Origin of the sequence: Vibrio sp. MM46, from assembly GCF_027587135.1 — a bacterium.
In the GTDB taxonomy this organism is placed as follows: Bacteria; Pseudomonadota; Gammaproteobacteria; order Enterobacterales; family Vibrionaceae; genus Vibrio; species Vibrio harveyi.
The window spans coordinates 155,430-180,852 of sequence record NZ_JAPPTO010000001.1; the positions used below are offsets into that span (position 1 = coordinate 155,430).

Annotated in this window: 28 protein-coding genes; 11 read left to right on the top strand and 17 right to left on the bottom strand. The window is 47.0% G+C overall.

Features of this window, described 5'->3' with window-relative positions; all coding sequences use genetic code 11:
* Positions 1 to 11: 11 nt before the first annotated feature.
* From agaV to agaR (OH459_RS00695), 5 genes are all read right to left on the bottom strand, one after another.
* The gene (gene agaV / locus OH459_RS00675) at positions 12 to 485 is read right to left on the bottom strand and encodes a PTS N-acetylgalactosamine transporter subunit IIB (RefSeq protein ID WP_269984642.1); all 474 of its coding nucleotides are present in this window, start codon (positions 483 to 485) and stop codon (positions 12 to 14) included.
* A 22-nt stretch (positions 486 to 507) separates the two neighbouring features.
* The gene (locus tag OH459_RS00680; RefSeq protein WP_047514507.1) at positions 508 to 1,665 is read right to left on the bottom strand and encodes an SIS domain-containing protein; all 1,158 of its coding nucleotides are present in this window, start codon (positions 1,663 to 1,665) and stop codon (positions 508 to 510) included.
* Complete coding sequence (locus tag OH459_RS00685) at positions 1,662 to 2,972, bottom strand: D-tagatose-bisphosphate aldolase, class II, non-catalytic subunit (protein WP_009702880.1); 1,311 nt, start codon at positions 2,970 to 2,972, stop codon at positions 1,662 to 1,664. Before OH459_RS00685 ends, OH459_RS00680 begins: the two co-directional genes overlap by 4 nt.
* A gap of 8 nt (positions 2,973 to 2,980) precedes the next feature.
* Positions 2,981 to 3,757 (bottom strand): transcriptional repressor AgaR, encoded by a 777-nt coding sequence (agaR, locus tag OH459_RS00690; RefSeq protein ID WP_005448941.1) that lies wholly within the window; start codon positions 3,755 to 3,757, stop codon positions 2,981 to 2,983.
* Between the two features lie 447 nt (positions 3,758 to 4,204).
* Positions 4,205 to 4,975, bottom strand: a complete 771-nt coding sequence (gene agaR, locus OH459_RS00695) for a transcriptional repressor AgaR (RefSeq protein ID WP_269984643.1) — start codon at positions 4,973 to 4,975, stop codon at positions 4,205 to 4,207.
* 235 nt (positions 4,976 to 5,210) lie between these two features.
* Here agaR (OH459_RS00695) and OH459_RS00700 point away from each other — a divergent pair, with 235 nt between their 5' ends.
* From OH459_RS00700 to OH459_RS00730, 7 genes are all read left to right on the top strand, one after another.
* Positions 5,211 to 5,456 (top strand): DUF3297 family protein, encoded by a 246-nt coding sequence (locus OH459_RS00700; protein WP_005448935.1) that lies wholly within the window; start codon positions 5,211 to 5,213, stop codon positions 5,454 to 5,456.
* A 225-nt stretch (positions 5,457 to 5,681) separates the two neighbouring features.
* Entirely contained in the window at positions 5,682 to 6,392 is a 711-nt protein-coding gene (locus OH459_RS00705; RefSeq protein WP_269984644.1) for an ABC transporter ATP-binding protein, read from the top strand.
* Entirely contained in the window at positions 6,379 to 8,904 is a 2,526-nt protein-coding gene (locus OH459_RS00710) for an ABC transporter permease (RefSeq protein ID WP_269984950.1), read from the top strand. The genes OH459_RS00705 and OH459_RS00710 overlap by 14 nt, the downstream gene beginning before the upstream one ends.
* Positions 8,904 to 10,037 carry a lipocalin-like domain-containing protein gene (locus OH459_RS00715; protein ID WP_269984645.1) on the top strand — a complete coding sequence of 378 codons (1,134 nt, stop codon included), beginning with the start codon at positions 8,904 to 8,906 and terminating at the stop codon, positions 10,035 to 10,037. Before OH459_RS00710 ends, OH459_RS00715 begins: the two co-directional genes overlap by 1 nt.
* Positions 10,038 to 10,119: 82 nt before the next feature.
* On the top strand, positions 10,120 to 10,971 hold the full coding sequence (locus tag OH459_RS00720; protein WP_080767298.1) for a helix-turn-helix domain-containing protein: 852 nt from the start codon (positions 10,120 to 10,122) through the stop codon (positions 10,969 to 10,971).
* Positions 10,972 to 11,057: 86 nt separating this feature from the next.
* A complete protein-coding gene (locus tag OH459_RS00725) occupies positions 11,058 to 12,410 on the top strand; it encodes an MATE family efflux transporter (RefSeq protein ID WP_114320345.1) in 1,353 nt (450 codons plus the stop codon).
* A 66-nt stretch (positions 12,411 to 12,476) separates the two neighbouring features.
* Positions 12,477 to 12,743, top strand: a complete 267-nt coding sequence (locus OH459_RS00730; RefSeq protein ID WP_005448923.1) for a DUF2999 family protein — start codon at positions 12,477 to 12,479, stop codon at positions 12,741 to 12,743.
* A 189-nt stretch (positions 12,744 to 12,932) separates the two neighbouring features.
* Here OH459_RS00730 and OH459_RS00735 read toward each other — a convergent pair whose 3' ends face one another.
* The 3 genes from OH459_RS00735 to OH459_RS00745 form a co-directional block, all read right to left on the bottom strand.
* The gene (locus tag OH459_RS00735; RefSeq protein ID WP_009696590.1) at positions 12,933 to 13,754 is read right to left on the bottom strand and encodes a hypothetical protein; all 822 of its coding nucleotides are present in this window, start codon (positions 13,752 to 13,754) and stop codon (positions 12,933 to 12,935) included.
* A 108-nt stretch (positions 13,755 to 13,862) separates the two neighbouring features.
* A complete protein-coding gene (locus OH459_RS00740) occupies positions 13,863 to 14,345 on the bottom strand; it encodes a methylated-DNA--[protein]-cysteine S-methyltransferase (protein WP_009696589.1) in 483 nt (160 codons plus the stop codon).
* A complete protein-coding gene (locus OH459_RS00745; RefSeq protein ID WP_269984646.1) occupies positions 14,342 to 15,709 on the bottom strand; it encodes an AlkA N-terminal domain-containing protein in 1,368 nt (455 codons plus the stop codon). Before OH459_RS00745 ends, OH459_RS00740 begins: the two co-directional genes overlap by 4 nt.
* A gap of 203 nt (positions 15,710 to 15,912) precedes the next feature.
* Between OH459_RS00745 and OH459_RS00750 the strand changes: the two genes are divergently transcribed.
* Positions 15,913 to 16,116 (top strand): hypothetical protein, encoded by a 204-nt coding sequence (locus OH459_RS00750; protein WP_005448910.1) that lies wholly within the window; start codon positions 15,913 to 15,915, stop codon positions 16,114 to 16,116.
* Positions 16,117 to 16,464: 348 nt separating this feature from the next.
* On the top strand, positions 16,465 to 16,908 hold the full coding sequence (locus OH459_RS00755; protein WP_269984647.1) for a DoxX family protein: 444 nt from the start codon (positions 16,465 to 16,467) through the stop codon (positions 16,906 to 16,908).
* Between the two features lie 159 nt (positions 16,909 to 17,067).
* Here the strand turns inward: OH459_RS00755 and OH459_RS00760 are convergent, their stop codons facing one another.
* The gene (locus OH459_RS00760) at positions 17,068 to 17,961 is read right to left on the bottom strand and encodes a LysR family transcriptional regulator (protein ID WP_005448905.1); all 894 of its coding nucleotides are present in this window, start codon (positions 17,959 to 17,961) and stop codon (positions 17,068 to 17,070) included.
* A 148-nt stretch (positions 17,962 to 18,109) separates the two neighbouring features.
* On the opposite strand from OH459_RS00760, the gene OH459_RS00765 reads away from it, so the two are divergent.
* On the top strand, positions 18,110 to 18,463 hold the full coding sequence (locus OH459_RS00765; protein WP_005434702.1) for a DUF413 domain-containing protein: 354 nt from the start codon (positions 18,110 to 18,112) through the stop codon (positions 18,461 to 18,463).
* Positions 18,464 to 18,613: 150 nt separating this feature from the next.
* On the opposite strand, the gene OH459_RS00770 is transcribed toward OH459_RS00765, so the two are convergent.
* Entirely contained in the window at positions 18,614 to 18,865 is a 252-nt protein-coding gene (locus tag OH459_RS00770; RefSeq protein WP_005448903.1) for a DUF3081 domain-containing protein, read from the bottom strand.
* A 374-nt stretch (positions 18,866 to 19,239) separates the two neighbouring features.
* Here OH459_RS00770 and nagB point away from each other — a divergent pair, with 374 nt between their 5' ends.
* Positions 19,240 to 20,040, top strand: a complete 801-nt coding sequence (gene nagB, locus OH459_RS00775; RefSeq protein WP_005448902.1) for a glucosamine-6-phosphate deaminase — start codon at positions 19,240 to 19,242, stop codon at positions 20,038 to 20,040.
* A 126-nt stretch (positions 20,041 to 20,166) separates the two neighbouring features.
* On the opposite strand, the gene OH459_RS00780 is transcribed toward nagB, so the two are convergent.
* The 7 genes from OH459_RS00780 to OH459_RS00810 form a co-directional block, all read right to left on the bottom strand.
* Positions 20,167 to 21,033 (bottom strand): phage antirepressor KilAC domain protein, encoded by an 867-nt coding sequence (locus OH459_RS00780; protein WP_009706731.1) that lies wholly within the window; start codon positions 21,031 to 21,033, stop codon positions 20,167 to 20,169.
* Between the two features lie 151 nt (positions 21,034 to 21,184).
* Positions 21,185 to 21,613, bottom strand: a complete 429-nt coding sequence (locus tag OH459_RS00785; protein ID WP_005434695.1) for a hypothetical protein — start codon at positions 21,611 to 21,613, stop codon at positions 21,185 to 21,187.
* A 183-nt stretch (positions 21,614 to 21,796) separates the two neighbouring features.
* Complete coding sequence (locus tag OH459_RS00790) at positions 21,797 to 22,678, bottom strand: L-ribulose-5-phosphate 3-epimerase (protein ID WP_269984648.1); 882 nt, start codon at positions 22,676 to 22,678, stop codon at positions 21,797 to 21,799.
* Positions 22,679 to 22,686: 8 nt separating this feature from the next.
* Positions 22,687 to 23,334, bottom strand: a complete 648-nt coding sequence (locus tag OH459_RS00795) for a 3-keto-L-gulonate-6-phosphate decarboxylase UlaD (RefSeq protein WP_005434690.1) — start codon at positions 23,332 to 23,334, stop codon at positions 22,687 to 22,689.
* 5 nt (positions 23,335 to 23,339) lie between these two features.
* Positions 23,340 to 24,161, bottom strand: coding sequence for a Cof-type HAD-IIB family hydrolase (locus OH459_RS00800; protein ID WP_269984649.1), 822 nt, complete (start codon positions 24,159 to 24,161; stop codon positions 23,340 to 23,342).
* Positions 24,162 to 24,165: 4 nt separating this feature from the next.
* Positions 24,166 to 24,858, bottom strand: a complete 693-nt coding sequence (locus tag OH459_RS00805; protein WP_269984650.1) for an L-ribulose-5-phosphate 4-epimerase — start codon at positions 24,856 to 24,858, stop codon at positions 24,166 to 24,168.
* Positions 24,859 to 24,867: 9 nt separating this feature from the next.
* Positions 24,868 to 25,344 carry a PTS sugar transporter subunit IIA gene (locus OH459_RS00810; protein ID WP_009702554.1) on the bottom strand — a complete coding sequence of 159 codons (477 nt, stop codon included), beginning with the start codon at positions 25,342 to 25,344 and terminating at the stop codon, positions 24,868 to 24,870.
* Positions 25,345 to 25,423: the final 79 nt, after the last annotated feature.

Consider the following 25,423-nt stretch of genomic DNA (forward strand, 5'->3'; position numbering starts at 1 on the left):
CTTTCCTATTGTTAGATAAGAGTAAAGAGGTCAGTCGCACTTTCAGTTGGCACCCCTTGGATCGTGCATTTCACCCCTAGTGCTTTTAATTTTTCAAACTCCGCAACGTCTTCAATTCCGACTGAAACCGTCTTGGCAATTTGCTTTTTCCCCTCAACGTAGTGCATGTTTCCGACGTTGATATTGCTAATTGGCACACCACCTTCCACCAATTGGCGGAAATCTTTTGGTGTGCGACAAACCATTAGAATTCGTTGGCGTTCAGCCGCTTTATGGATGGTGTCGATGGTCTTTTTCACCGTCCAAAATCGGATTGCGATGCCATCTGCTAGCACCATCTCCATTAAGTTCTGTTGAATGGTGTCTTCTGCTACCTCATCGTTCACAACGACAATAATGTTGGCATCCGCAAAACCTACCCATTGCACACCCACTTGCCCATGGACGAGGCGCTCATCAATACGACTTAACACGATATTTGGCATGGTCTATTCCTTTTCGAATCCGTTACTTGTTGAATGGGTAGATGGTGACACCTTGCACCACACGATTGACTTCACCGGTTGGGCACGGATTGTCCGGTCCAAATCCCAGTTGAAGTGATTTTTCAAATGCCAACATTTGGCAAAAGAGAATGAATGGGAAGCACAGCCACTGATCGCCCAAGTCCAATCTCCCAAATTCAAAAACATCGTCTTCGTTGAGAGACAGTTCTGTGAGAGCAATATGAGCTAATGCTTGTTTGTCGCGACGGATCTCATTGAATAAATCCAGATCGTACCCACGGGTATAAGCGTCACTTGATAGCAACTGGATCACGACCGCTTTATCGTTAATGGTGAATTTAGGGCCATGGCGGAAGCCAAGAGATGAGTCGAAAGCCGTCATCACTTTACCTGCACTTAGCTCAAGCGATTTGAGTGATGCTTCACGGGCAAGCCCTGCAAAACCACCACTACCAATTACGATTAAACGCTCATAAGGCTGGCTGGCGAGCGCCTTAATAGCAGACTCCCATTGCTCTAACTTGGCTTCGCAAAGTGCTGCTACCACTTCAATTTGTTCATGCCATTGCTTTGGAGATTGACCACCAAATAACGTCAGCGTAGACATCAACATACAACTGAAGCTTGATGTCATCGCAAAGCTCTTATCATTTGAGCCTTCAGGCATGATCACGCAGCAAGCATTTTGTGCAGTTCGAGCGTAATGAGAGAGTTCCCCGTCACGGTTACACGTCAAGAGCAAGTGATGACAATGAGGAACAAGCTGATCGACAAGAGCAACAGCAGCAACGCTTTCCGGGCTATTACCAGAGCGGGCGTAAGAAACGACCAACGTCGGACGACTCGGGTCCAGATACTGTTCCGGGTTTGACACTAAATCCGTGGTTGGGATGGACTCAACTTGAAATCTCAGCCCCTCTTGAATAAATGGTGCTGCCGCATCGCCGACAAATGCAGATGTGCCCGCACCAGTCAAAATAATGCGTAGGTCTGGCTGCTCAAGCAGAGGCGTTAGAAAATCGCGGATTGCCTCATACTGCTCTTCTAGAATGGTAGAAAGTGCTCGCCATAACTGAGGTTGATGACTGATTTCTTGAGCCGTATGAACACCATTACGTTGTTCTAACCATGGCAACTCATAGCCTAAAACTGAACTCATTTGGTCGTCTCCTTGCTAGCCACTGAATTGGCGTAACAGGCTTCGGAATAGACTTGTGTCACTTCCATTATCTTGTGCACGACAATCTCAGCAGGTTGATTTTGAATTTGATGTTGAGAAATTGCCTTAGCTTGGTTGGGTAAATATTGGCTAAGGATTGTGATTGGCAGAGGGTGAGCAGCTAAGTTGTCAAACAGAGCTTGCTGCGCCGCTTTAACCTCTGGATGATTCCAGTAGTAACGGATGCGATCACTCAAGCTGTAGCTGCAATCGAGATATTGTTGATGCCCTTTGCTGGAGTAGTGAGAACGCCAATAATTAGGTTGCTCTCTCATCACTTGTTCTATGGTTTCGCGTAAGTGAGAAGCATGATGAGCGCCTAACCACTCTTTCTCCGCAGAGTCCAGACCATACAAGGCTTCACGCAAAGCAAATGTGAGAGCTGGACCGACTTTGAGAATCGCAAAATGATCGCGAATCAGTTGGTGATATGCCTCTGGGTTTTGGTAATCCGTAGAATGCGCTTCGAAGACCAGGTTTGGTTGGCTGTCGATCATATTGCTTAACGATCGCGCTGCCGCACTGTGGTAGTGATGTACTGAGTGGTGATCAAATTCCACTCCTGGTTGCACCACTAAGCCAATCACACGAGGCCAAACATAGCTAAGCCCGATATCACTGAACGTTTGATGATGAGCATTTAGCGTTGCCAATGCTTCTTCCGCTTTCGTCACTTGAATACCTTCTTCTTCAAGCGACTCAAGAGCACCACCTGGCGTTGGAACTTCCGTGCCAACCACATACACTGGCGCTTCACCACCGACCGTTTTCCATGCTTGCTCTGCCACCAAACATAACTGGGCAGCACGCTGCGCCATTAGCTCTTCACTCAGCGGTACCTCGTCATCGGCACAAGGCATTGAACAATCGAGATGAATCTTCTTAAAGCCCGCGCAAACATAGTCTCGAATCATTTGCGCTGAATATTCCATTGCTTGGCTTGCTGGTAAGTGCTGCCAACAGTTAGGACCAAGATGATCGCCACCCAATACCACGTTCTCAGCGGGAAAATTAACCCGCTCAGCCAAATCAAATACGTGGCTCGCGAAATCTTGTGGCGTCATTCCGGTGTAGCCACCAAACTGATTAACTTGATTTGACGTTGCCTCAATCAAAACCAGTTGCTCATTTTGCGCAGCCTGCTTTATCGCAGCTTCAAGTACTAAGGGATGAGCAGAACACACAGCATAAATACCGGTAAGCTGACCTTGTTTGTGTTGCTCGATTAGGGAAAGTAACGCTTTCATTTTGATTCCTAGTTAACGATTTGATCCGCAATGACGACATCTACGCCAAGTTCAATAAGGGATTGGTGCGTGTTATGGGGAATGTTGCGATCTGTGACCAAGACGTCGATCTGGCTTGCAGCTCGGATCATGCAAAAGCTTTTGCGACCAAATTTGCTTGAATCGGTGACAGCAATGACTTGGCGAGCAACCTCACACATGGCGCGATTCACCTGAGCTTCTTGATTGTCCGGCGTAGTCACGCCAGCAAGCAGGTCGAATCCATCCACGCCCAAAAACAGCTTGTCAAAAAGGTAAGATCGAATTTGTTGTTCACCATGGTTACCTATCAGTGAACAAGAAGCGCGACGCAGGCTACCTCCAACCACATGTAACTCGACGTTTTCCATCTTGCTAAGTTGGTAGGCGGTATTGAGGGCATTGGTCATCACAACCAATTGTTGCTTATTGACCAAGTACTGCGGCATAAGACCTATCGTGGTACCGGAATCCAAAATGATCGCTTCACCATCTTGAATAAGGCTCGCAGCAGCCTGTGCTATCGCTTGTTTCGCACTGCGATTAAGTTGATCTTTGCGGTAGAGCGGTTGGTCAAAGGCAAAGTTAGGGTTGAGTGTTGCGCCACCATAACAGCGAAAAACACAGCCTTCTTTTTCTAGAAGATTGAGGTCGTGGCGAATGGTGACAGCCGATACATTGTAATGCTCGACAAAGTCGTCCACTTTTCCTGAACCATGACGACAAATATGAGCCATGATTTGCTGTCTTCGTTCTGCACTGTTCATTCACCAACTCTCCTTTCGTTCCATTTCGCTTTCCGTTAGAAATGTTTCGATTTTCTTTTCGTTGGTATTAAAACAGGGCGAAGTTAGGAAAAGTGAAAGCTAGATCACAGTCATTTTTCTTTCGTTTTCACCCCAAAAAACCTTTCACTTCATGAAAAACGAAAGGCTTTTCTTTCGTTATTAAATTGAAAGTAATCACAAAGGGGCGCATAAAAACTCACTTTCGATACAAGGAAAGTGAAAGGCAGGATGAAATAGAGTTAACAGCTGTCGTTTCGAACTACAGCCTGCGCGAGATCACAAAATGCAATATCGGTTATTTTTTTGAAGGTCGATGAAGTCGTTAGAAGGCGTTTTTTTGATGCTGAAGTTGCACAAAGGTTTAAGTCGATCAGAAATAATCGTCACGATATTGATAGAAAAACCAATATCACTAATCACTAATCACTAATCAACAATACGTACATCAACGCCCATTGAAGTGAGATGTTCAAGGTAATCGGACGGGATGCCACTGTCAGTAATGAGCATATCAAGTTGCTCTGGTCGGGCAATAAGGCAAAAACTCTGACGAGAAAACTTTGATGAGTCAGTTACAGCAATAACGACTTGTGCCGCGTCAAGCATTCTTCGATTAATGTCAGCCTCACCCTGATGAGGAGTCGTGACGCCAGTAGATTTGTCAAAGCCATCAACACCTAAAAAGAGCTTGTTAAAGCGATAGCCTGCGAGGAAGTCCTCACCACTCAAACCGTGGACGGAATAAGAATTCTCACGCATGGTGCCTCCAGTGACCATAACAGAGACATTACTTTGATTGGCAAGGTGATAGGCGATGTTAATGCCATTAGTCATGACGACAAGATCATTCTTGCCTTTCAAATGATAAGCAATTTGCTCTGTGGTTGAACCAGAGTCGAGAATGATTTTATCGCCGTCCGCAATCAACGAGGCAGCATACTCTCCGAGCTTCGCCTTGATATTACTGTTGAGCTGCTTTTTATCATTGAGAGGACGTTCAAACGCAAACTGATTATTCAACAGTGCTCCGCCATAACAACGTTTGACGCAGCCTTGTTTCTCTAGATAGTTGAGGTCATTTCGAATGGTCACTTCTGACACATCATATTGCTTGGCAAAGTCACTCACTTCACCTCGCTGGGCGTTCTGGATGAACCGCAAAATCTCTTTGCGCCTTAATGATACGTTTAATTTCATAAAAGTTGATCACCGGTAACAAGCTATAGATGTAATGATAGGTACTCGTATCTGTTTATAATGCAACCTTTCTTTAATGCTATCAAATTGAAATCGAGAGCGTATTCACGCCAAAAAAGACGATAGCATGGCTGTGAGTGTTATACGCTTCAAACTCACATCAACATTTCTTGAACACTCGCCTTGCACTGACTACAATGGCGCACTTTTTTTACGGACTTCAAGGTCACACAAAATGACAGATACAGCTAAACCAGCTCTACCAGATCGCCTAGCGGGTAACCCACGTAGCCCATTCTTCATCAAAGAATGTTTCGATCACCAAATCGGTATCCGTTTTAACGGCAAAGAGCGTACTGACGTAGAAGAATACTGCATCAGCGAAGGTTGGGTAAAAATTGCTTCTCCTAAAGCAAAAGACCGTTTCGGTAACCCAATGCTTATCAAACTTAAAGGCGAAGTTGAAGCGTACTACGTGTAAGCTGACCACGCTAAATTTCTTTGAAAGCTCGAGTCTGACTCGGGCTTTTTTAATGCCTGCCATATCCCCTCCTCGTTTAATCCAATCCCTCTTCTTTTCAGTACAAGTTATTAAGAAATCGATGTAAATCGCTGTTTTTATCTTATTGTTGTCTAAAGTTTCTATAGAACTTACTGTAATAACCATTGCCAAAAGAAACGACACCTTTGAACACAAGGAGAGGAAATGGAAAGCCCACTTGTCACACTTAAACATGCGAGTAAAAGCTTTGTCGATGGTAAAGAGACACATCGCGTGTTGGAAGGCGTCGACTTTAGGTTGAACACAGGAGCGAGTGTTGCGCTGACGGGCGCCAGTGGTAGCGGCAAAAGTACCCTACTCAATATCATCGCTGGCTTTGAGCCGCTTTCCGAAGGTGAGTTGTGGTTAGATGGCGATAACACGACGGCTTGGAAAGACCCACAATGGAGCCGATTTCGACACCAAAAGCTCGGTGTTATCTTCCAGCAATTCAATCTGTTAACACCGCTCAACGTGCAGCAAAACATCGCCTTCCCTCTGCATTTGAATCAACAGAAATGGAACGACTGGTGCGATTACTTGGTCGAGACTCTGGGCATCAGCCAACTGCTCGATAGACATGTTTCTGCCCTTTCCGGTGGTCAACAACAACGAGTTGCGATTGCGCGCGCATTAGCCCACAAACCTAAACTGCTGCTTGCTGATGAACCCACAGGTAACCTCGACCAAAAAGCTGGTTTGGAAGTGATGAAACTACTGAGTGAAATCACCACCCAAGGCAATACGGCAGTGCTGTTAGTCACCCACAGTCCTGACTGCGCTGAGTTTATGAAAACACGGCTGCGATTGGATAATAATCAGCTACAGAACAGTCATCAAGTAAACAAACATGAGCTTCACCATGAAGCAAGCTAAGCTCCAAAACACCAGATTCACGCATACTCGACTCGCCCTGAATCTGTTTGCGGCGCACTATCGGCAGGCACCACTGCAAGCCGCCGCGATTCTGATCGGTATCGTGTTGGCTGTGACCTTGTTTGTTGCGGTACAAGCCATCAACCTCAATGCCAAGCGCAGTTATGCAGAGTCTACCGAGCAGCTTAGCGCACAAGCTCAGAACTTAATTATTCCACCAGCAGGGCAAAACTATCTGCCTGAATCACTCTACTTCACCCTTAGACAAAACGGGCTCAGTGCAGCACTACCTGTAATCGAAGGGCGAGTGAGAGACGAACAAGGGCGTCGCTGGTCAGTGCAAGGTAGCGAGTTGATTGCCGCCATCTCTTCGCGTTCTCGGTATTCTGCAAACGGAAAGTCATCAGAAAACCAACAGAACGTCTCTTTGTTCGACAGTGCTTTACCTTTGCCTGAGCTTTTAGCCGGCAAGCCAATCGTGATGATGAGTCAATCTCAACATCAAAACTTAGGAGAGGTAGAAACCCTAACTCTGGACGACATTCCAACCCAAGTGGTGGTGCTACCCGACGAATGGCAGTTAGGTAGCCGAATGTTGATGGACATTGGTTTTGCCCAGCAACTGCTCAATAAACAAGGGCAGCTCAGTTACATTGCGGTTTTCCATTCGGGTGATAAAGGGAATAAAGACACGCAAGCAAATTGGCAAAGCATCATTGGTGAACAAGGACAATGGATTTCCAATAATCAAAGTACAGACCTTGGCTCGCTGACCGACAGCTTTCACCTCAATCTCACAGCAATGAGCTTACTTGCCTTTTTAGTCGGGCTGTTCATTGCCTACAACGGCGTAAAATACAGCTTGCTGAAACGCAATCGTCTGTTAGTACAAATCCAACAGGCAGGTGTTGCGCCGAGCATTGTGTTCTCTGCGCTGTTGGTTGAACTCACTATTCTCGTTACCATCGGTGCTTCGCTGGGTTTTGTATTGGGGATGCAACTTAGCCATTGGTTGCATCCGACCGTGGCACTGACTTTAGAGCAACTTTATGGTGCGACACTGCTGCCTGGCACTTGGCAATGGCAATGGTGGGCGCAAGCGCTTCTGCTCACATTAGCCGCCACCCTATTGGCATGTTGGCAGCACTTTAAACAACGAGTGCGCCAACCGCTCTCCTCTCATGGCGGATTTTATCAAGCACCAGAAGCCTCTAACGAAAACCAATTGTTCGTGATAGGTGCTGCGTTGACGGCTCTCGCACTCGCAGGGTTATGGCTGAGTGGGCATCACCGCTTCACCATGGCGTGGCTCGGCGTGCTTGTAGTGTCGATTCCTTTGTACTTGCCCAAAACACTCAGCGTATTAGCCAATTGGTGTGAAAAGCGCACCACTTCTGGTTTGATGCAGTATCTGTTTGCTGAGTTGCGCGAGCTGATTTCTCCGCTTTCTCTCGCCATGATGGCACTGCTACTCGCCGTTACTGCCAATATGGGGATGAACACCTTAGTGGGCAGCTTTGAATCCACCCTAAAACAGTGGTTAGAACAAAGGTTGCACGCCGATATTTACGTCAGCCCTGCCCAAGGGGAAATCGCAGATGTAGAGCGCGCATTAGGACAGTTCGACAAGGTTGAGACCGTCTACAAGCAATACTACGTCGACGATAACCTGCAAGGCTTACCGATTTTGCTTGGTACCAAAGACAAAGACACCTTAGAGCAAACCATGGTGTTCAAATCGCATTTGGAGAACTTCTGGCAGCGTTTTTACCAAGGTGAGTCAGTCGCGATCAGTGAACCAACCGCGGTCAAATTGGGTTTATCACTGGGTAGCGAGCTCACACTTGATGCTGTTCCAAATAAGAACCTGCTTGTGGGGGCGATATTTCACGATTACGGTTCACCCAATGGTGAAGTGTTATTGGCACCCAAATTATGGCAAGATAGTGGCTTTACCGACCTGCCAACAAGCCTTGGCATTAAAGTATCTGGTGACCCACAAATCGTATACGACCAACTGCGCGAGCAACTGAATCTGCATCCAAGTCAGCTCTACGATCAGGCGCAAATCAAATCCATCGCGTTGGATATTTTCTCGCAGACCTTCGCCATTACACGCGCACTCAACGGCGTGACGTTGATGGTCGCGGTGATTGGTTTGTTCAGTGCTTGTTTCATGTTGCTCGACGCGCGCAAAGCCGCCATCGCAAGGCTATATGCACTTGGCGTCAGCCGTCGAAAATTAATGACCATGGTGGTCGGACAGATCGTCGCTTTGGTCAGTTTTACTCTGGTTATCGCCCTACCCCTCGGAGCCATAGTGGGTTATGTGCTGACAGACATCGTCACCTTGCGCGCTTTTGGTTGGAGCTTAAATTATCTGTGGAATTGGAGTGATGCCCTCAGCATTGCGGCGATCACCATCTTGGTGGCAGTGATTGCGACCTTGATTCCGCTGTGGCGATTAGTCAGTAAGCCTGTCGTGTCCAGTTTGCAAAGCGAGGTGTTGTGATGGTTCGATTAGCAAGCAAACTTACTCTGTTCATAGGTAGTCTATTCCTATTTGGATGTGAAGATCCCCAACAAAAAAATATGAGCACACAAAATATGGGCACGTTGCTGGGCAGTGGAGATACGCAAAGTGAGAGCAACCCATTCACACCCGTGGAAAAAGGGGTTGAACTAACCTTCCCAGCAGACCATCAAGCGCACCCGAATTTTCGTCATGAATGGTGGTACTTAACCGCTAACTTAATTGATGAAGACAGCAACCCACTTGGCGTCCAATGGACACAATTTCGCTTTGCTGCTGCACCGCCGCCACCGCCAAAGGGCGAAGATGACGTAAAGAAAACCGAATGGCAGACTCAGCAAATCTTCATGGCACACAGCGCGGTCACCACAACCGACAAACACTACGCCGATGAAAAATGGTCACGCGATCAAGCCTCTCTAGCCGGCGTCGACACTTCACCATTTCGGGTTTATCTCGATGATTGGCAGTGGACTTCTTCAACCACCGATCTCTTCCCTGCAACATTGAAGGCGAACTCGGAACAGTTTGGCTATTTGCTGACGCTTACCAACAGCGCACCTTATCAAAAGCAAGGCGAACAAGGTTACAGCACCAAAAGTGCCGATGGACAGGTGGCTTCGTATTACTACAGCCAACCATTTATTGATGTTTCCGGTGAAGTCACTATCGACGGCGAAATCCATCAAGTGTCGGGCAAAGGTTGGATAGACCGAGAGTGGAGCTCGCAATTCTTACTCGACTCACAACAAGGCTGGGACTGGTTTGCCCTAAGGTTGAGTGACGAGACCAGCTTGGTAGTGTTCCAATTGCGAGATTCCAAAACCGGTCAAGCCAGTTACTCCAGCGCAAGGCTGATGCAGCAAGATGGTTCTGGCATCGCTATCCCACAAAAAGACATTCAGTTAGAGGCAACCAATCAAACAGAAATCCAAGGGCGAAAGTATCCAACCCAGTGGCAAGTGTCGATTCCTAAGCAGCAAATCGAGCTTACGGTTTCTGCACTCAACCCGAACGCGAAAATGCCGCTTTCAGTGCCTTATTGGGAAGGCCCGGTGCGTATTGATGGCTCTCATTCTGGGACTGGTTATATGGAACTTACTGGCTACTGAGGACAAAAATTTCCGTGCACAATCTTGATTATTCGATTCATAATGATGAAATCATAATCCCCAAGAGCTGTTGAATGCCCTCATGAGCAATATGATTTCGCCAATTCGACAAGTGCGACTCATTTTAGGTGAACCGTGTCGAGCGCTTGAATTTTCGGACATCCAAGAAGACCCATACATCGAACCGCATCGTCACGAGTACTGGGAAATTGTCTGGTGTTTAGATAATAGCGGAACACAGAGCATCGATTTCGTCGAATACCAAAACCGCCTGGGTCGCTTATTTACCATATCACCAGGGCAGGTTCACCATTCCGAGTTCATGGGCAAAAACATTCGCATGTTGATATTCCGTCCCGGCTTTGCTGAAACCAATCCACGCAGCACCCAGTTGGTGAATAGCGTATTTTCTACGATTGAACGACCGCCATACCTCGATTGCAGCGACGAAGGGTTTCCCTACCTAGAATCAATTTACACCCTAATCAAAGAAGAATGTGAAAGAGAGGATTGTGATTGGGATCTTGTCGAATCACTCATCAACAGCTTTCTACGTTATGCATTACGCTTTGCTAAAACACCGTCTCAAAAAGGGGAGCAGAAAGACGCTCGCATCGTACAGTTGACCGAATTAATTGAGCTGCATTATCGCGAACAAAAGAAATGCCAGTTCTACTCCGATGCCTTAGCTCTCACCAGCAAACGTCTAAACGAGTTAGTGAAAGCCGACAGAGGCAAGACGGTCACGCAACTGATTCATGACCGAATCATATTAGAAGCCAACCGAGAACTGGTGTTTTCGACGAAAACCGTCAAGACCATAGCATTTGAATTAGGCTTTGATGACCCTGCCTATTTCAGCCGCTTCTATCGGAAACAAAAAGGAGAAACACCAGCGGAATTTCGTCTCCGATGTTTAGATAGTGCAATATAATGGGCGGATAATCCCTTTTCGCTACGCTTAAATGTACTGATAATACCCGAACATAAATCCACCACATTCGGGTATTTTTCTATTCCATGGCTATCAATCTAAAAACTGATCCCATTTCAAAATCCTTTTATCAGTACCTGTGGCCTGCTCTCACTGGCATGGTGATCAAATCTTTGTTCATCATGGGCGATGCGTTATTTATCGGTTTGGGCGTTGGTCCCGATGGACTTGGTGCTATTGCCTTAGTCATTCCACCGTTTTCGATTTTTACTGCCATCGCCATGATGGTTGGCATTGGTGGCGCCGCAAAAATGTCGATCGAAATTGGTAAAGGCAACTCCGAGTCCAGCCAGATGTGGTTTAGCCAATCCATGTTGATTACCACTTTGCTATCCACTATCACGGTGACGCTCGCTCTCATTTGGTTAGATGAATTGATTGCCTTGATGGGCGCTTCAGGCCACTTGGCTCAGCTTGCTCATGATTACCTTGTTGTACTGTTGCCGTTTTTTACTCTCTATTCCCTCGCTTGGGTACTGTCTTGCTTTGTACGTAACGACACCAACCCCAAATTGGCAACCTATGCGATGTCGATTGGTGCCATTACTAATCTCGCATTTGATTACCTATTTATCATCGAGATGAACATGGGGATGAAAGGCGCAGCGTATGGTACGGCCATAGCTCAAGCGGTCATCGCACTGATTTTGTTGACTCACTTTGTGCAAAAGAAAGGCGCTTTGATACTGAGCTTAAAAGGCATCGGATTCAGCAAGACTAAAGAGATCTTAAGCATCGGTACTCCGACATTCTTTATCGAAGTCACGTCTGCAATGACCATTGTTTTGTTTAATTATGTCTTGCTGACTCAATTTGGTGAGAGTCATATCATTGCCTACGGCTTGACTACAAACGTCGGTGTGTTCGCCCTCTTTGTCATGGTCGGCATCGCGCAAGCGTGTCAGCCAATCATCAGCTTTAACCACGGCGCAGCTCGCCCAGAGCGCATTGATGAGATCTTAAAACTAGGGTTAAAAACGGCAATTGGTAGCGGCACCGTCTTCCTAATGGGGATTTGGTTATTGGCGCCCATGATTGCATCGGTGTACTTAGGTAACAGCAACGACTTGATCCCACTTGCCGCAACTGCGCTCACCTTCTACTTCTTCGGCGTGCCTTTGATGGGGTTAAACATGGTGATTGCTAATTTGTTCCAAGCCATTGCCAAACCAAAGCAAGCAACACTCATTTCATTGAGCCGAGGGTTTGTTTTTGTTGCGTTGGGTGTTTTGATACTGCCTAAGTTCTTCCCGCACAACGGTATTTGGGCAAGCATTCTCTTCGCAGAGTCTCTCACCGCGGTGATCAGCTTGAGCATGTTATTCAATTACCGGAAACGCGCGGTAGAACCAACAAATGCTTTCGCGAGCAGTTCTTAGTTCAACCAAACCCAGCCAAATGATAAACTCGGGTTCTATTTCATTCTGTGATTAAAAGGAAATGCGATGAACCCGATTATTGCGCTGTTGAAAGAGAACAATATCAGCGACGAACAAATCAACGAGATTTTTCAGACTCTGACCCAAAACCCTCTTGCGGCAATGGCAACAATCAGCCAGCTAGGTCTACCACAAGACAAACTACAAATGCTGATGGCGCAAGTGATGCAAAACCCAGTGCTAATCAAAGAAGCGGTGGATGAGTTGGGATTGGATTTCTCAAAAGTTGAAGAAGCAAAAGAGAAGCTTCAAAGCCAAAATCAAGGCAACTAATTCCTTGTATACCTAGGTCACCTCGGATGCTTAGTTAAGTGAGAATCACTTGATTTGAAACCTGCGTTTGAAGTCGCTTGGGCATAGTAGAAAACAGAAGGCAGTTAATCCTAATTGAGTGGGCTTAACTGCCTTTTTGTTATCAGGTTCAAGCCGTTATTTGCTACTTTCTATTCTCACGTATTCTAGCTACGCCAATGGTGAGTTCTCACAATACTTCTGGTCATCCGCAGTCAGTTTTTGCTTACTCGCTTGGCTTAAGTGGTAGTGCACCAACATCAATAAATCATGCGCGTAGAAAAGCTCAAAAGCGTCCTCTCCATTTTGTCGACAGATTGCTTCACAGCGATCAGCGTGCACTTTGGCTTTGAGTGGGTTTCCTGCTTTGAGCAAACTCATTGCTAAGCGATATTCTGCGCGCTCTTCTTGCATCCAACCTCCCGCTACCTTCCAATACTCCAGCGCCAATGTAGCAGCCTCTAGCATGTGTTCTACTTGCACCTCAGAGCAGGTTTCAAGCTCTTCATATTGGCAGGCAAGGTTGTTACCCGTAATGGCAATTGAACGCGCTAAAGGCTCGGCAGCTTGATCTGAATCTATACCGTTGGCTGCTTTTGCTAACCACGTGCTCGCTTGCTCTAGTTCATTCATTGCTGACAGCTCGTTAGCAATTTGAGCAAACACGCGACGCTGATCGACATCATCTAGATCCGTAATCGGGTCTTTATTTTGGTCAACGAAGTACTGTGCAACGGCTTTGGCTCTCTGACGCGCTAGACACTGAGTCGCTACGCCATTTTCGAGCTTATCTAAACTGGAGAGAAACTGGCTTGGGTCGTGCAGATGACCAATGGATGTGTGCAACATCAAGGGTAAGATGCGCTCAGCATGGTTAGTGTCTTCCACCTCGCTAAGCGCTTGTTCTAATTGATTGTATGTTTGTTGTGGCTGCGCTTCATGTTGCTGCCAGCTTTGGTTTATGAATGCATCAAAATCCGTATTGAAAGACATATCCTTATTATCCTTTTTCATTGCTCTGGATTGTTTATTAGCACAACAACCCTACACAAAATTTAGCCAAATAAGATAAACCTTGCCGGATTCTGAGAATGGTCTCACTTAAAGTGGCGTGCCCTTCTCCAATGCGAGTAATCGTTGCTTTCGCTCTACCCCGCCTGCATAGCCCGTAAGCTTGCCACTTTTGCCGATCACACGATGGCATGGCACCACAATCGAAATCGGATTTTTACCATTCGCCAGCCCCACCGCACGTACCGCTTTGGGATTACCGATGGCATTTGCCAAGTCTTGGTAGCTCCATGTCTCACCGTAAGGAATAGTCGTTAGCGCATCCCAAACTTGAGTTTGGAAAGCCGTACCTGTCGCTGCAAGGGGCAAGTCGAATTCGTTACGCAGCCCAGCAAAGTATTCTTCCAATTGAGTAACAGTCTGGCTGAGCACTGCATGTTGATCATCACGCTCACCCAACTCGTCTGGTTTGGTGGTACACGTTTCAAACCAAATTCCCAGCAAACCTTGATCGTTAGCTTGAATGGTCACAGCGCCTAACGGACTTGGCATTACCGTATAAAGTGATTTCATGATTGATTCCATAAGTGAAAAGTCGCGTAACTGCCCCAAGGCGACGCAGTATGAGCATTCAATGACGGATAGTTTGGCATGGCTTTCTTCACCACCAAGTCTTTATCTAGAAAACAATCGGGCTGAGACTGACCACGCAGTTGCGCATAGCTCACCGTCCACGGACCAATGCCCTTTAATTCCAGCCATTGCTGCGGATCGGCTTCTGGGTTTTGCTGCATGTACTGAGCAAATCGCACGAGTGTGTCTTTACGGCTTTGCGGCATACGCAAGAAGCTAACATCGGCATTCGCAATGGCTTCTGGCGTTGGAAAGTGGCGCGCTTGCTGATCGTTACTGAGCGTTTCTACCAACAAATTAAGTTGTCCGATAGCCGCTCTGACCGACACTTGCTGCCCCAACACAGCGCGTACACCGGCTTCCCACGCACTCCAGACGCCCGGAATGCGAATCCCTTGGGTTTTCACCAACCCTGGCGCGATGTAATTAAGGTGCTGCTCCACCGTGCAAATATCCGCATCAAGGTCGAACATGCGACGTACACCAGACACCAAATTCTGCAATTTCGTGACGTCTTCAATCTCAAACTCCATCTCAAGGTAACCCTCCCCTTGAGTGACCTTGAATCGCGCATGGCAATCATCGAGTAAAACATTGCGCTGGTATGCGTCTTGTGTAACTTCTTCCATTCCCTCAATCGCACGCAGACGATAAAAATCGAGCATGTGTTGCCAGTGCAAAGCGCCGCGATAAGGTAGCACGATTCGATTCGTCCCTACGCCATCAAACTCTTTTCTACGCACTTGAGAAGGCGTTAGCTGAAGGATCTTTTGGAACGCATCATTGAAACGTCGAGTGCTGTTAAAACCCGCGGCAAAACCGACTTCAGTGACAGACATCGAACTCGAATGCAGAAGCTGTTTGGCAAACATCAATTGCTGATACTGCGCATATTGCTTAGGTGACATCCCCAAATATTGCTCGAACAGCATGCGCAAGTAACGATCCGAGATCCCAAGACGATCGGAGAGAACTGCAAGGGAGTGATGATGTAACTCGCCTTGATCGATCATTTTGATCGCACGTTGGAATGTGGTTTCAACCCCTTTCCAAGCCCATGATCCTGGCGCACTGTCCGGGCGACAACGCAAACACGGACGATAACCTGCCTTCAAAGCTTGCGTCTTGTCAGTGAAGTACTCGACGTTTTCCTCTTTGGGCAAATTGGCTGGGCAGATCGGGCGACAAAAGATCCCTGTGGTTTTCACCGCAATGTAAAAGCGCCCATCAAAACGGCTATCACGTGCCATGCGTGCTTTTTGACATTGTTCGAAGGTCAACGATGTGTGTGGGTGGATGAGCATAGTGCTGTCCTTGCGTACACAGTGTGTGTTTAACGAGTGGGTAACTTGCTCGCCACTCGATCGGTATAACTTCATTGTAGAACGAGGAGTTACTGTAGATTAGCCATTTTCGGAACTCAATATTGAGAAATTTTGGCATTAGTAAATTTGTGCACTAAAGTTAGATCAGAACAACACAACAACGTCGGCTAAAGGGAATTGGCATGGACTTACATACGTGCGTGATTGTACTTAGAAATCACAAGGTTATTACCAGTAAATCAGTCGAGCACTCGATAGGGATTATCGAACGTGACTCTGATAACGAGATTTCAGAAATTCAAATCAATGCGACTGATGGTGTGAATATTCGCACTTATCACTACAGTAGTGTGGAAGACTCGCTTGAAAGCTTAATGAATCTATAAAAACTCCTTTCTCCCTTGTTAATCGTAAAAGCAAAAGAGCACAGCCCCCTGTGTTCTTTTTTTTGCCCGTAGTACACAGGCGCCCTTCCAAAAGACCAACAAAAGTAAAGAATGTCATTCAAAATTTTACCAATTCCTTGATCAAATCCAGCACGTATGAGCACTAAAAACAAATACTTTTAACATTTTAAGTTAATGTATTTAAAAACAAAAAAACGTTCCATCGAATTTATCGAACGAGAACATCAAATTGCCCCAATTTTTTCTTTCTCTCCTCCTACCTACACTGGTTTCAACAGTAAGGGAGTCAGCACTCCTCATCAGAAAAATTCGAGAAAGGATAAAGTCATGAAAGCACTACTACAGAAAATCACTACTTCAAATGCAGGTTACAGCGCACTCGCACTTCGCATTCCAGTTGGCATCATCTTTATGGCGCACGGCGCACAAAAACTTTTTGGCTGGTTTGGCGGTTATGGTCTTGAAGGTACAGGTCAATGGATGGCATCGATTGGTTTAGGTCCAGGCATGCTGATGGCACTTTTAGCTGGCAGTGCAGAGTTTTTTGGCGGCTTGTTCATCTTGCTTGGTCTACTTACTCGCCCAGCAGCCGTGGCTTTAGCATTCACCATGGTGATCGCCATTTTCTCGGTTCACTTTGAAAACGGTTTGTTTATGTCGAATAACGGTTACGAGTTTGGTCTAGCACTGCTGGCAGCAAGCGTTTCTCTCGCTTTCTCTGGCGCAGGCAAAGCCGCATTGGATGAAACACTTCGTCAGAAACTGGCATAAACGGGAGCAAAAACGACCTTCACAGTGCCACAACTCTCGCTTCAAGAAGGCGACTTATTTATAAACATATCGGCATTTCCGGAAACCCATACAAAAAACCCCTTGGCATCACACCAAGGGGTTTTCGTTTAATTTTGCACTGGATCGCAAAAGCAGAAATTACTCGTCTGCAGGAATGTCCGCAATTTGCTGCAAACTGTACGCCGTTAACGGGTCAATCTCTTTTACGATTTCTTCAACCTGCTTAATCGCTTCTACAGACGTGCTGGCTTTACGATAGCTCAAATAGATAGGACGGTACCAATCTTCTACGCCAGACACCTTGTGGAGCTGCCCACTTGCAATAAACGGCTCTACCAGAGACGCTGGTAGGTATGCGCTGCCACCTTTCTCTAAAACGAAGTCTAACGCGATACGAGCGGTAGAAGTGCGAAGGTAAGGTGCTGGGATTTTCGGGTGGCGTTCTGCGTGTTCTGAAGCGAAGCGCGTACCCCAATCTACGTAAACGTATTTCTTATCAAAGACCGTATCAAGAGAATCTTGTTCGGTAGACACAAGCACCAACACCACGTCAGCAACTTTTTTGCAGTTAAGCTCATCCGCTTTGATTTGATCGAAGGCGAATGCCATATCGAGTGTGCGCTCAAGCAGGCTGCGGCTGAGCATCTCACGCCCCATGACTTCTGCCATAAAGCCATAGCCACCAAATGAGTCTGTTACCACACTCAAACAGTTTTGCAGATAAGCATCCCAAATGTTCGGCGTACCACCCATGGTGAGCTGCAACGCTTTGCCATCTTCGAGGGATAATTCGAGTTTGGCTTGCTGCAAGGTGGTCACCATCACCTCGGCATAGCCTATTAAACGTTCACCTGCGGAGGTCAACTTTATGTTATTTCGATCACGAATAAACAACTGCGTATCGAAATAACTTTCGAGTTGTTTGATGCGTGCGCTCACAGCGGCTTGAGTAATGTACAAGTTCTCAGCAGCTCGTCCGAAGTGACGAACCTTTGCCAGCTCTAAAAATGTTCGAAAGACCTTTACATCCATAAACCATCTCCTGGTCAATATAAAACCAGATTAACAACTAATTAAAATTTTGACGACAAAAAAGTTTTGTTTTTCTTTTGTTAGCTTTGCGCCTAATTTTCGCCGTAATTCATCACATTCATCAATAACGGTTACAGAGGCTGTTGATATGTCTGACACTGAATTTCGTCATGGCAAAAAACGTTTTTACGACAACGTAAAATTCCCACGCGGCTTTGCAAAGTCTGGCGATTTTACTCTTTCGGAAGAGGAAATCCTAACAATTTATGGGGATACTATGCTTGGCCTAGAGTCAGGCGAGTTGACACCTGAGAACAGCGAAGAGAAACACTTCGTAAAAGTTCTGGAAAACCCAGGCAAAGCGAAAACTAAGATCGAGCGCACTTGGTTAAAATACACACAGTTAGCTCGTGGTCGCAAACGCTTCCACACGCTAAACGGTCGTAACAAACCAGAAGCGTCAGATGACTACGCAGAAGAGAGCCTAGCAGAAGACGATTAACCGACGCTGCCAAGCCTTAATGCTTGGCGAACCCTCAGAGTGTTTCATTCTGTGGAGTTGCAAAAATTTTTCTTTTCCAAAAGCCCAGAGGTGTTTCACCAAAGGGCTTTTTCATTTTTAGGATCTGTTGACCTATTATACGGCGAGCACTCATTTCGCCAGCATGGCGACCTTCTTCAAGAAGCTGTCTTTAAGATGCTCTTGGTCGTACTCCAACTGATAGGTGTTGTGGAAGCCTACCTTCAGCTCCACGCCATTGCCTCTCAGAAACACGTTATAGCCGTCGTAATCAGAAAAGGCTTCTACCCCTTCATACATCTTGCCAAACTCGGTAGGCGTGCCGTTGTTCATCACACATTCGTATGCTTGTAGCACTTTGGTTGCGTCTAATTCGTTTTTCATTGCGATTCCCTCAGCAATAAACACACTTTAAGTATGGTTAAGGAAGAAACGCCGTGCCACACCATAGATTGCGTGAGATCATAACTTCGGCACTTTTCTTCCCTTCCTCTTACGCAACTCGGTTCAATTTAGCTCGCTCATTCAGCCCAAAAACTTAATTTCAGTCATAAATTTTAAACGCTAATCAACTAGCCTAATGTCCTCTATATAAGAGGATAATCACGAGAAGCAAACGTAAAACTGTTGAGAAAAGCAACATTGGTTAAAGAAAAAGCAAAATTTTGACCTAAAACAATAGCAGTTCGCTATTACTTATTTTATAATGCGAATTAATGTTTCAGGACATCTTAAATTCCAATAACTAGGGGCAAAAAATGAGACTTATCCCGTTAGCTCAAGCAGCACAAGTAGGCAAGTGGGCAGCAGCACACATCGCTAAGCGCATCAACGACTTCAAACCAACTGCTGAGCGTCCGTTCGTTCTGGGTCTACCTACTGGTGGCACTCCTCTAGCAACTTACAAAGCATTGATCGAACTTTACCAAGCAGGTGAAGTGAGCTTCGAACACGTTGTGACTTTCAACATGGACGAGTACATCGGTATCCCTGCGGATCACCCAGAATCATACCGTTCATTCATGTACAACAACTTCTTCAACCACGTAAACATCCAAGAAGCGAACATCAACCTTCTTAACGGTAACGCGGAAGATCACGAAGCGGAATGCCAACGTTACGAAGACAAAATCAAGTCTTACGGCAAGATCAACCTATTCATGGGCGGCGTAGGTAACGACGGTCACATCGCATTTAACGAGCCAGCATCTTCTCTGTCTTCTCGTACTCGCATCAAGACACTAACTGAAGACACTCGTATCGCGAACTCTCGTTTCTTCGATGGCGACATCAACCAAGTTCCTAAGTACGCACTAACTATCGGTGTTGGCACGCTACTAGACGCTGAAGAAGTGATGATCCTAGTAACTGGTCACAACAAAGCACTTGCTCTACAAGCAGCAGTAGAAGGCAGCGTAAACCACCTATGGACGGTTTCTGCACTTCAACTACACCCTAAAGCAGTGATCGTTTGTGATGAGCCTTCACAACAAGAGCTTAAAGTGAAGACTGTTAAGTACTTCTCTGAGCTAGAAGCGGAAAACATCAAAGGTTTCTAATCCTTCGGGTAACAACCAAAGATAAACGCTGAATACACAAAACCCGTGAGTCATCACGGGTTTTTTCGTTTTTAAAGACTGGCAGGTTTGAAGGTTTAGGAATTTAAACAACCGCTAGCGAGGCGTTTAATAAGCTTGAATACCAAACTGACGCAGACGTTTCGGCAATACCTCATCGAGCTTATCTAACTCACTCGGTTCGACCTCAATGAGGTTGAAGTTATGCTGCTCGTAAACCGCACGAATCTTCTCTCGCTCCGCTTCTAACATCTCACCGGTGTCGCTACCCCAAAACTGAAGATAGACTTTGCCGCCTGGTAGGTAGAAATCGCTTGTCACATCTTGGTCGATCGGCAGTTGACGCTCATAAGCGTGCACTACTCCTGCCAAATACAGCCAGTTATCGATCAGCAGTTCTCCTTTAGAACGAACATAATGCCCGTCTAAAGTGCGGTGCTTAGCTTCAAACTTCTGGCGAAAACTAGAAAACGACTTATCTGTCGAATGGGACTCGGCATCTTGACCTAAAAACTCAATCACAGACTGCTTGAGACGCTTGTTACGTAGCACTACGTCGTGCCACACCACAAAGGTATTCTGCGACTCTTTATCGGTTCTCTGCTGCCCACCAGCGCGGATTCCGGCTTCGGTTAAGCTCCAACCTTCTTCGGATTTACTGATCCAGCCTAATTCACTTAACAGCTGGTTCATGCGCTTGGCATTGAGCTTAAGCTTCTCACCCAACTGGGTTGCGCTGTAAGTTTTGCCAGACGTTGCGGCAAGCTCGATGTGCAAGTTGGTCGGCCAAACAATGAACTGCCCAAATTTAGGGTGATCGACATACTCACCGCCAAACTTGGCGCCCTCTTCGGTCAAAATCCATTTCTCGTCTTGGCGAACGATGTAGCCTGCGCGTTTCAGATCAGCAAACAGCAGCTTGGCTTCTATCTGACGCATTTTTGCCAGCGCCGACGTCGATATTTTTTCAGACACGATTCATGCCTCCTGCTACTGTTTGAAATAAGGTAATGACTTGGATATTAACGCATTGATTTCATTGCTTGAAGTAAGAATAGTTGGGATTTTCTATCCACAACAAAAAAGGAGCACTTTGGCTCCTTTCTCTACATCGAATTGAATCGGCTTAATTATTCGCGAGTTTGGCAAATTTGCTGTAGGTGCTGATTTTGCCGTTGATGTACTCGATACCACTGTGCACATTGTTTTCGGTGTGACCAACAATTTGGTATTCGACGATGAATTCACCGCTGATGACTTTGATAAATAAGAAGCCGTCGCTGACCTTCCATAAACCCTGTAAACCGCGCTCGCTGAACAAGTCTTTTTCCACCAGCGTACCATTTGGTTTGAGCTCTAAAATCGACGAGAAACCGTCTACATTCACTTTTACCCAAGGCTGTTGATGCACTTCGTAGCTGAGGATTTTGCGGCGTGTTTTCGCCCACTCACGCAGTTCTTGCTCTTGCGCTGGGGTGAGAATTGGCAGGTCTTCCATCTCCAATAGGGTGTGATGTTTTTCGTACCAGAAAAGTTGCAGATGGAGTAATTTCATTCAGATTAACGGGGTTTCATAACGACAAAGCGCAACTTTGCGCCAACCCTGATGGTAAGTCAACCAATGAAACGAAAGAGTGCAGTTTTCACGAGGGTTAAAAACTGCACGTTCCCACGATGGGAAAACGGTGCCCAATAACGAGCACCGGAGCATGTAAGTGTCTATACGACCCAGAAAGAATTATGCGGCAAACAACCTTGGTAATTCCGCATGATCACACGCTTGATTTAAGCGCTGCTGGGCGGTTTGAATGTGCGCACGCCAATGTTCATCGTGCGCCCACATCTCAATCACCAATGGCACGACGCAGTCTGTCTCTTTGAGTGTGCGGAAGATGGCATCGAAGTTTACTTCACCATCGCCAATCACTAGATCGCGGAACTGACCTTTGTATTCTGGCGTCACGCGATACGTGTCTTTAAGGTGGATTTGGGTAATGTGTGGCTTACTCAATTTCAGCTCAGTACACACGTCATAGTTCCAACCAGAGATATTGCCCACGTCTGGATAAGCAGTGAAATACGGCGAATTCACTTCGCGATTAAGCACCTCAAACTTGCTCAATGAGTTGAGGTAATCGGTGTCCATGATTTCAACAGCAAGCATCACGCCTGCGCGCTCTGCCAGTTTCGCCGCTTCCTTCATACCTTCAATAAAGCGCAAATGCGTGGCACGGTTTGCTGGCTCGTAATACACATCGTAGCCAGCTAATTGAATGGTACGGACGCCAAGTTTGTACGCCAATGCGATCGCCTTTTCCATGTGCAGCACGGCTTGCTCTCGGAGCTTAGGATCCGCCGAGCCAAACGGGAATTTGCGGTGCGCGCTCAAACACATTGACTGCAATGGCATGCCGTAACGTTCGCACTGGTGACGCAGGGCATAAATCGTCTCGTCGTCCCAATCTAAGCGGCTGCGGCGCTCGTCTGATTCGTCCACCGAGATCTCTAGAAAGTCGAAGCCCAATTCTTTGGTCACACTGAGCTTTTCTTCCCAACTCAACTCGTTCGGCAACGCTTTCTCATACAAGCCAACACGATGACGTTGTAGGTTCTGATACATGTCGCCCCCTAGTTCCAGTAACGGTCGATTTGCGCTTTCAGTGCTTCTGCGGTTTCTTGCCCTTTGTCGCCAGCCAATGCACGACCTGCGATAAAGGTTTTCGCTTTGATGCCTTCAAACAGGTAGATGTCTTCTGGCACGATGCCGCCAGTGATAGAGAGCTCGATACCTAGCTCAGAAAGTTGACGCATCTTGCTGATGTCAGCGTCTGTCCAACCAATCCCTGCCAACTCTGCATCGCGAGAACGGTGGTAAATCGCTTGAGTGATGCCAAGATCCACCCACGCTTGCGCATCTTCCATCGTCCAATTGCCGTAGATTTCGATTTGGATTTCACCACTAAATTCATCCGCGACTTTTTTACACGCTTCGATGGTCGCAATGTGCGCTGCGGCTGAAACCGTAATCCAGTCAGCGCCCGCTTCAAACGCCATGCGAGACAAAATCGCGCCGCCATCAGTGGTTTTCATATCGCACACCAGGATGTGGTCCGGGTGGTTCTTACGGAGCGTCGAGACCGCATTCATCCCTTCTGCGAACGCGAGAATGGTGCCCACTTCAATCACATCGACATAGCTGTGTACATTGCTTGCAACCGCCACGGCGTCAGTTAGGTTAGTTTGGTCTAGAGCGATTTGAATCATTGGTTTGGTCATGATGCTTATCCTTGAATTTTTTCACGTATCAGACGAGCTAAGCCGTCGTTATTGTTATCGGTTTCGCACACCAAACGGGCGCTTGAACGTACCGTCTCGTCTGCGTTATTCATGGCAACGCCTAATCCGGCGTAACGGAGCATGGAGATATCATTGTGGTTATCGCCCACGGCAATGACATGATTCGGGTGATAACCCAGCTCAGAAACGTATTCCGCCAGTCTTAAGCCTTTGCAGTTGCCTTTTGCTGCGAAGTCGATGCGATTCGACCACGAGCGTTCGCCGTTAAATTTCTCTTTCACCCATGGGTTTTCAATCAAGCGTTCTACCGAGCTTGGTAAGCCTTCCACCACGAATTTCCACACGAACTCGGTATTGCGCACTTCTTCGCTGAACGAGTCGATTTTGTAGATCTTAGGTTGAAGGTGCTCAGGCGCGGTTTTCGCCCACTTTTCCAACGCTTCCATGTAGTGAATTGGGTTGTAGTTTGAGTACGTCATGGCATCGGTTACGTACATCACCATCTTGACCTGAAACTCCTTCGCTAAGGCGATGAACGTCAGCGCATCTTCCTTCTCGATGGAGTTGTGCTTGAGCACTCGGTCATTGTGGTAGTCATAAACATAAGTGCCGTTGCAGCAGATGATAGGCGTGGTAAGACCCAACTCATCGTAATACGGGCGTGCCGCGGTGTGATGGCGTCCGGTGACAATCACCACGTGACACTTCTGCTGCGCTTCTTGAATCGCTTTTTTCACCTCTGGGTGAATGCTGTGGTCATCGGTGAGGACGGTTCCGTCTAAATCTAAAGCAAGCACTTTGTACATGTCGTTACCTCTGCCCGTAGTAGGCGTTTTCACCGTGCTTACGCAGGTAGTGTTTGTCTGAAAGCTCAGGCTGGATCTTGATGCCGCTGTTGAGTGAACGCGTTGCTAATGCCATGGCAGAAATCTCTTCCAATACCACTGCGTTGTGCACGGCATCGTCAGCGTTGGTTCCCCAAGAGAAAGGCGCATGCCCTGCTACAATCACGCTTGGCACAGCCATTGGGTCGATGCGGCGTTGACGAAACTCTTCCACTATCACTAAGCCAGTGTTCTTCTCGTACTCTTCGGCAATTTCACGTTGTGAGAGCTTGCGAGTACACGGAATGTCGCCGTAGAAGTAGTCGGCATGAGTCGTGCCCAGTGCCGGAATATCAATCCCCGCTTGCGCCCAAATCGTTGCGCTGCGTGAGTGGGTATGCACCACGCCGCCCACTTGTGGGAACGCTTTGTAGATCTCAATATGGGTCGCGGTATCGCTGGATGGATTCATGCGGCCTTCCACCACATTGCCGTCTAAATCGACCACCACAATGTGCTCAGCGCGCATACCATCGTATTCCACCCCCGACGGTTTAATCGCAATCACGCCGCGCTCGCGGTCAATCTCAGACACGTTGCCCCATGTGAAGGTCACCAAGCCGTATTTTGGCAGTTTGAGGTTGGCTTCGAGCACACGTTGTTTCAGTTCGCTGTACATGATTTCTCCTTAGGCAGTAACAGCCAGAGCTTCATCAATCACGTTGAATACATCGGTTTTGCTGCGGCAACGACGAAGTTTGTCTAAATCCACGCCCGTTTCGCTGTCTTCATCATCCAACACTTGGGTCACTTCCATCAGACCTTCCATGTGCTCATCTGAAGAGCTGCCCGCTAGCGTGATTAGCACATCAACTGGCTCGTCTTCGCCTTCAAAGTAGATTGGCTCTTCTAGCGTAACCAGTGCGAAAGCAGTACGAATTACGCCGTTTTCTGGGCGTGCATGTGGCAGTGCTAAGTTAGGCGCGATGCAGATGTAAGGACCTAACTCTTCCACGCTGCTGATGATGGCGTCGTGGTAAGAAGGCTGAATCGCACCAGAGGCAATCAACATGTCCGTACCAATCTTGATGGCTTCACGCCAGTTAGAGGCTTTTGCTTGCAGTTTGATTGAGTTGTTGTCGATCAGTGATTGTTTTAATCCCATTGTTCTATCTCCAGTTTGGGTGCCGTGACTTTGGTTTTTCGAAGCCCGGCACCACTATTGTTATCCGCTGTTTGTTATT

Coding starts and splice junctions, on each gene's coding strand:
- OH459_RS00805 (WP_269984650.1), bottom strand. CDS start 24,858: ATGTACAGCGAACTGAAACAACGTGTGCTCGAAGCCAACCTCAAACTG.
- OH459_RS00765 (WP_005434702.1), top strand. CDS start 18,110: ATGTCTGACACTGAATTTCGTCATGGCAAAAAACGTTTTTACGACAAC.
- OH459_RS00795 (WP_005434690.1), bottom strand. CDS start 23,334: ATGACCAAACCAATGATTCAAATCGCTCTAGACCAAACTAACCTAACT.
- OH459_RS00710 (WP_269984950.1), top strand. CDS start 6,379: ATGAAGCAAGCTAAGCTCCAAAACACCAGATTCACGCATACTCGACTC.
- OH459_RS00755 (WP_269984647.1), top strand. CDS start 16,465: ATGAAAGCACTACTACAGAAAATCACTACTTCAAATGCAGGTTACAGC.
- OH459_RS00740 (WP_009696589.1), bottom strand. CDS start 14,345: ATGAAATCACTTTATACGGTAATGCCAAGTCCGTTAGGCGCTGTGACC.
- OH459_RS00745 (WP_269984646.1), bottom strand. CDS start 15,709: ATGCTCATCCACCCACACACATCGTTGACCTTCGAACAATGTCAAAAA.
- OH459_RS00785 (WP_005434695.1), bottom strand. CDS start 21,613: ATGAAATTACTCCATCTGCAACTTTTCTGGTACGAAAAACATCACACC.
- agaR (WP_269984643.1), bottom strand. CDS start 4,975: ATGAAATTAAACGTATCATTAAGGCGCAAAGAGATTTTGCGGTTCATC.
- OH459_RS00700 (WP_005448935.1), top strand. CDS start 5,211: ATGACAGATACAGCTAAACCAGCTCTACCAGATCGCCTAGCGGGTAAC.
- OH459_RS00810 (WP_009702554.1), bottom strand. CDS start 25,344: ATGGGATTAAAACAATCACTGATCGACAACAACTCAATCAAACTGCAA.
- OH459_RS00720 (WP_080767298.1), top strand. CDS start 10,120: ATGAGCAATATGATTTCGCCAATTCGACAAGTGCGACTCATTTTAGGT.
- OH459_RS00760 (WP_005448905.1), bottom strand. CDS start 17,961: ATGGATGTAAAGGTCTTTCGAACATTTTTAGAGCTGGCAAAGGTTCGT.
- agaR (WP_005448941.1), bottom strand. CDS start 3,757: ATGAACAGTGCAGAACGAAGACAGCAAATCATGGCTCATATTTGTCGT.
- OH459_RS00725 (WP_114320345.1), top strand. CDS start 11,058: ATGGCTATCAATCTAAAAACTGATCCCATTTCAAAATCCTTTTATCAG.
- OH459_RS00715 (WP_269984645.1), top strand. CDS start 8,904: ATGGTTCGATTAGCAAGCAAACTTACTCTGTTCATAGGTAGTCTATTC.
- agaV (WP_269984642.1), bottom strand. CDS start 485: ATGCCAAATATCGTGTTAAGTCGTATTGATGAGCGCCTCGTCCATGGG.
- OH459_RS00705 (WP_269984644.1), top strand. CDS start 5,682: ATGGAAAGCCCACTTGTCACACTTAAACATGCGAGTAAAAGCTTTGTC.
- OH459_RS00800 (WP_269984649.1), bottom strand. CDS start 24,161: ATGTACAAAGTGCTTGCTTTAGATTTAGACGGAACCGTCCTCACCGAT.
- OH459_RS00750 (WP_005448910.1), top strand. CDS start 15,913: ATGGACTTACATACGTGCGTGATTGTACTTAGAAATCACAAGGTTATT.
- OH459_RS00735 (WP_009696590.1), bottom strand. CDS start 13,754: ATGTCTTTCAATACGGATTTTGATGCATTCATAAACCAAAGCTGGCAG.
- OH459_RS00790 (WP_269984648.1), bottom strand. CDS start 22,678: ATGTATCAGAACCTACAACGTCATCGTGTTGGCTTGTATGAGAAAGCG.
- OH459_RS00730 (WP_005448923.1), top strand. CDS start 12,477: ATGAACCCGATTATTGCGCTGTTGAAAGAGAACAATATCAGCGACGAA.
- nagB (WP_005448902.1), top strand. CDS start 19,240: ATGAGACTTATCCCGTTAGCTCAAGCAGCACAAGTAGGCAAGTGGGCA.
- OH459_RS00680 (WP_047514507.1), bottom strand. CDS start 1,665: ATGAGTTCAGTTTTAGGCTATGAGTTGCCATGGTTAGAACAACGTAAT.
- OH459_RS00770 (WP_005448903.1), bottom strand. CDS start 18,865: ATGAAAAACGAATTAGACGCAACCAAAGTGCTACAAGCATACGAATGT.
- OH459_RS00685 (WP_009702880.1), bottom strand. CDS start 2,972: ATGAAAGCGTTACTTTCCCTAATCGAGCAACACAAACAAGGTCAGCTT.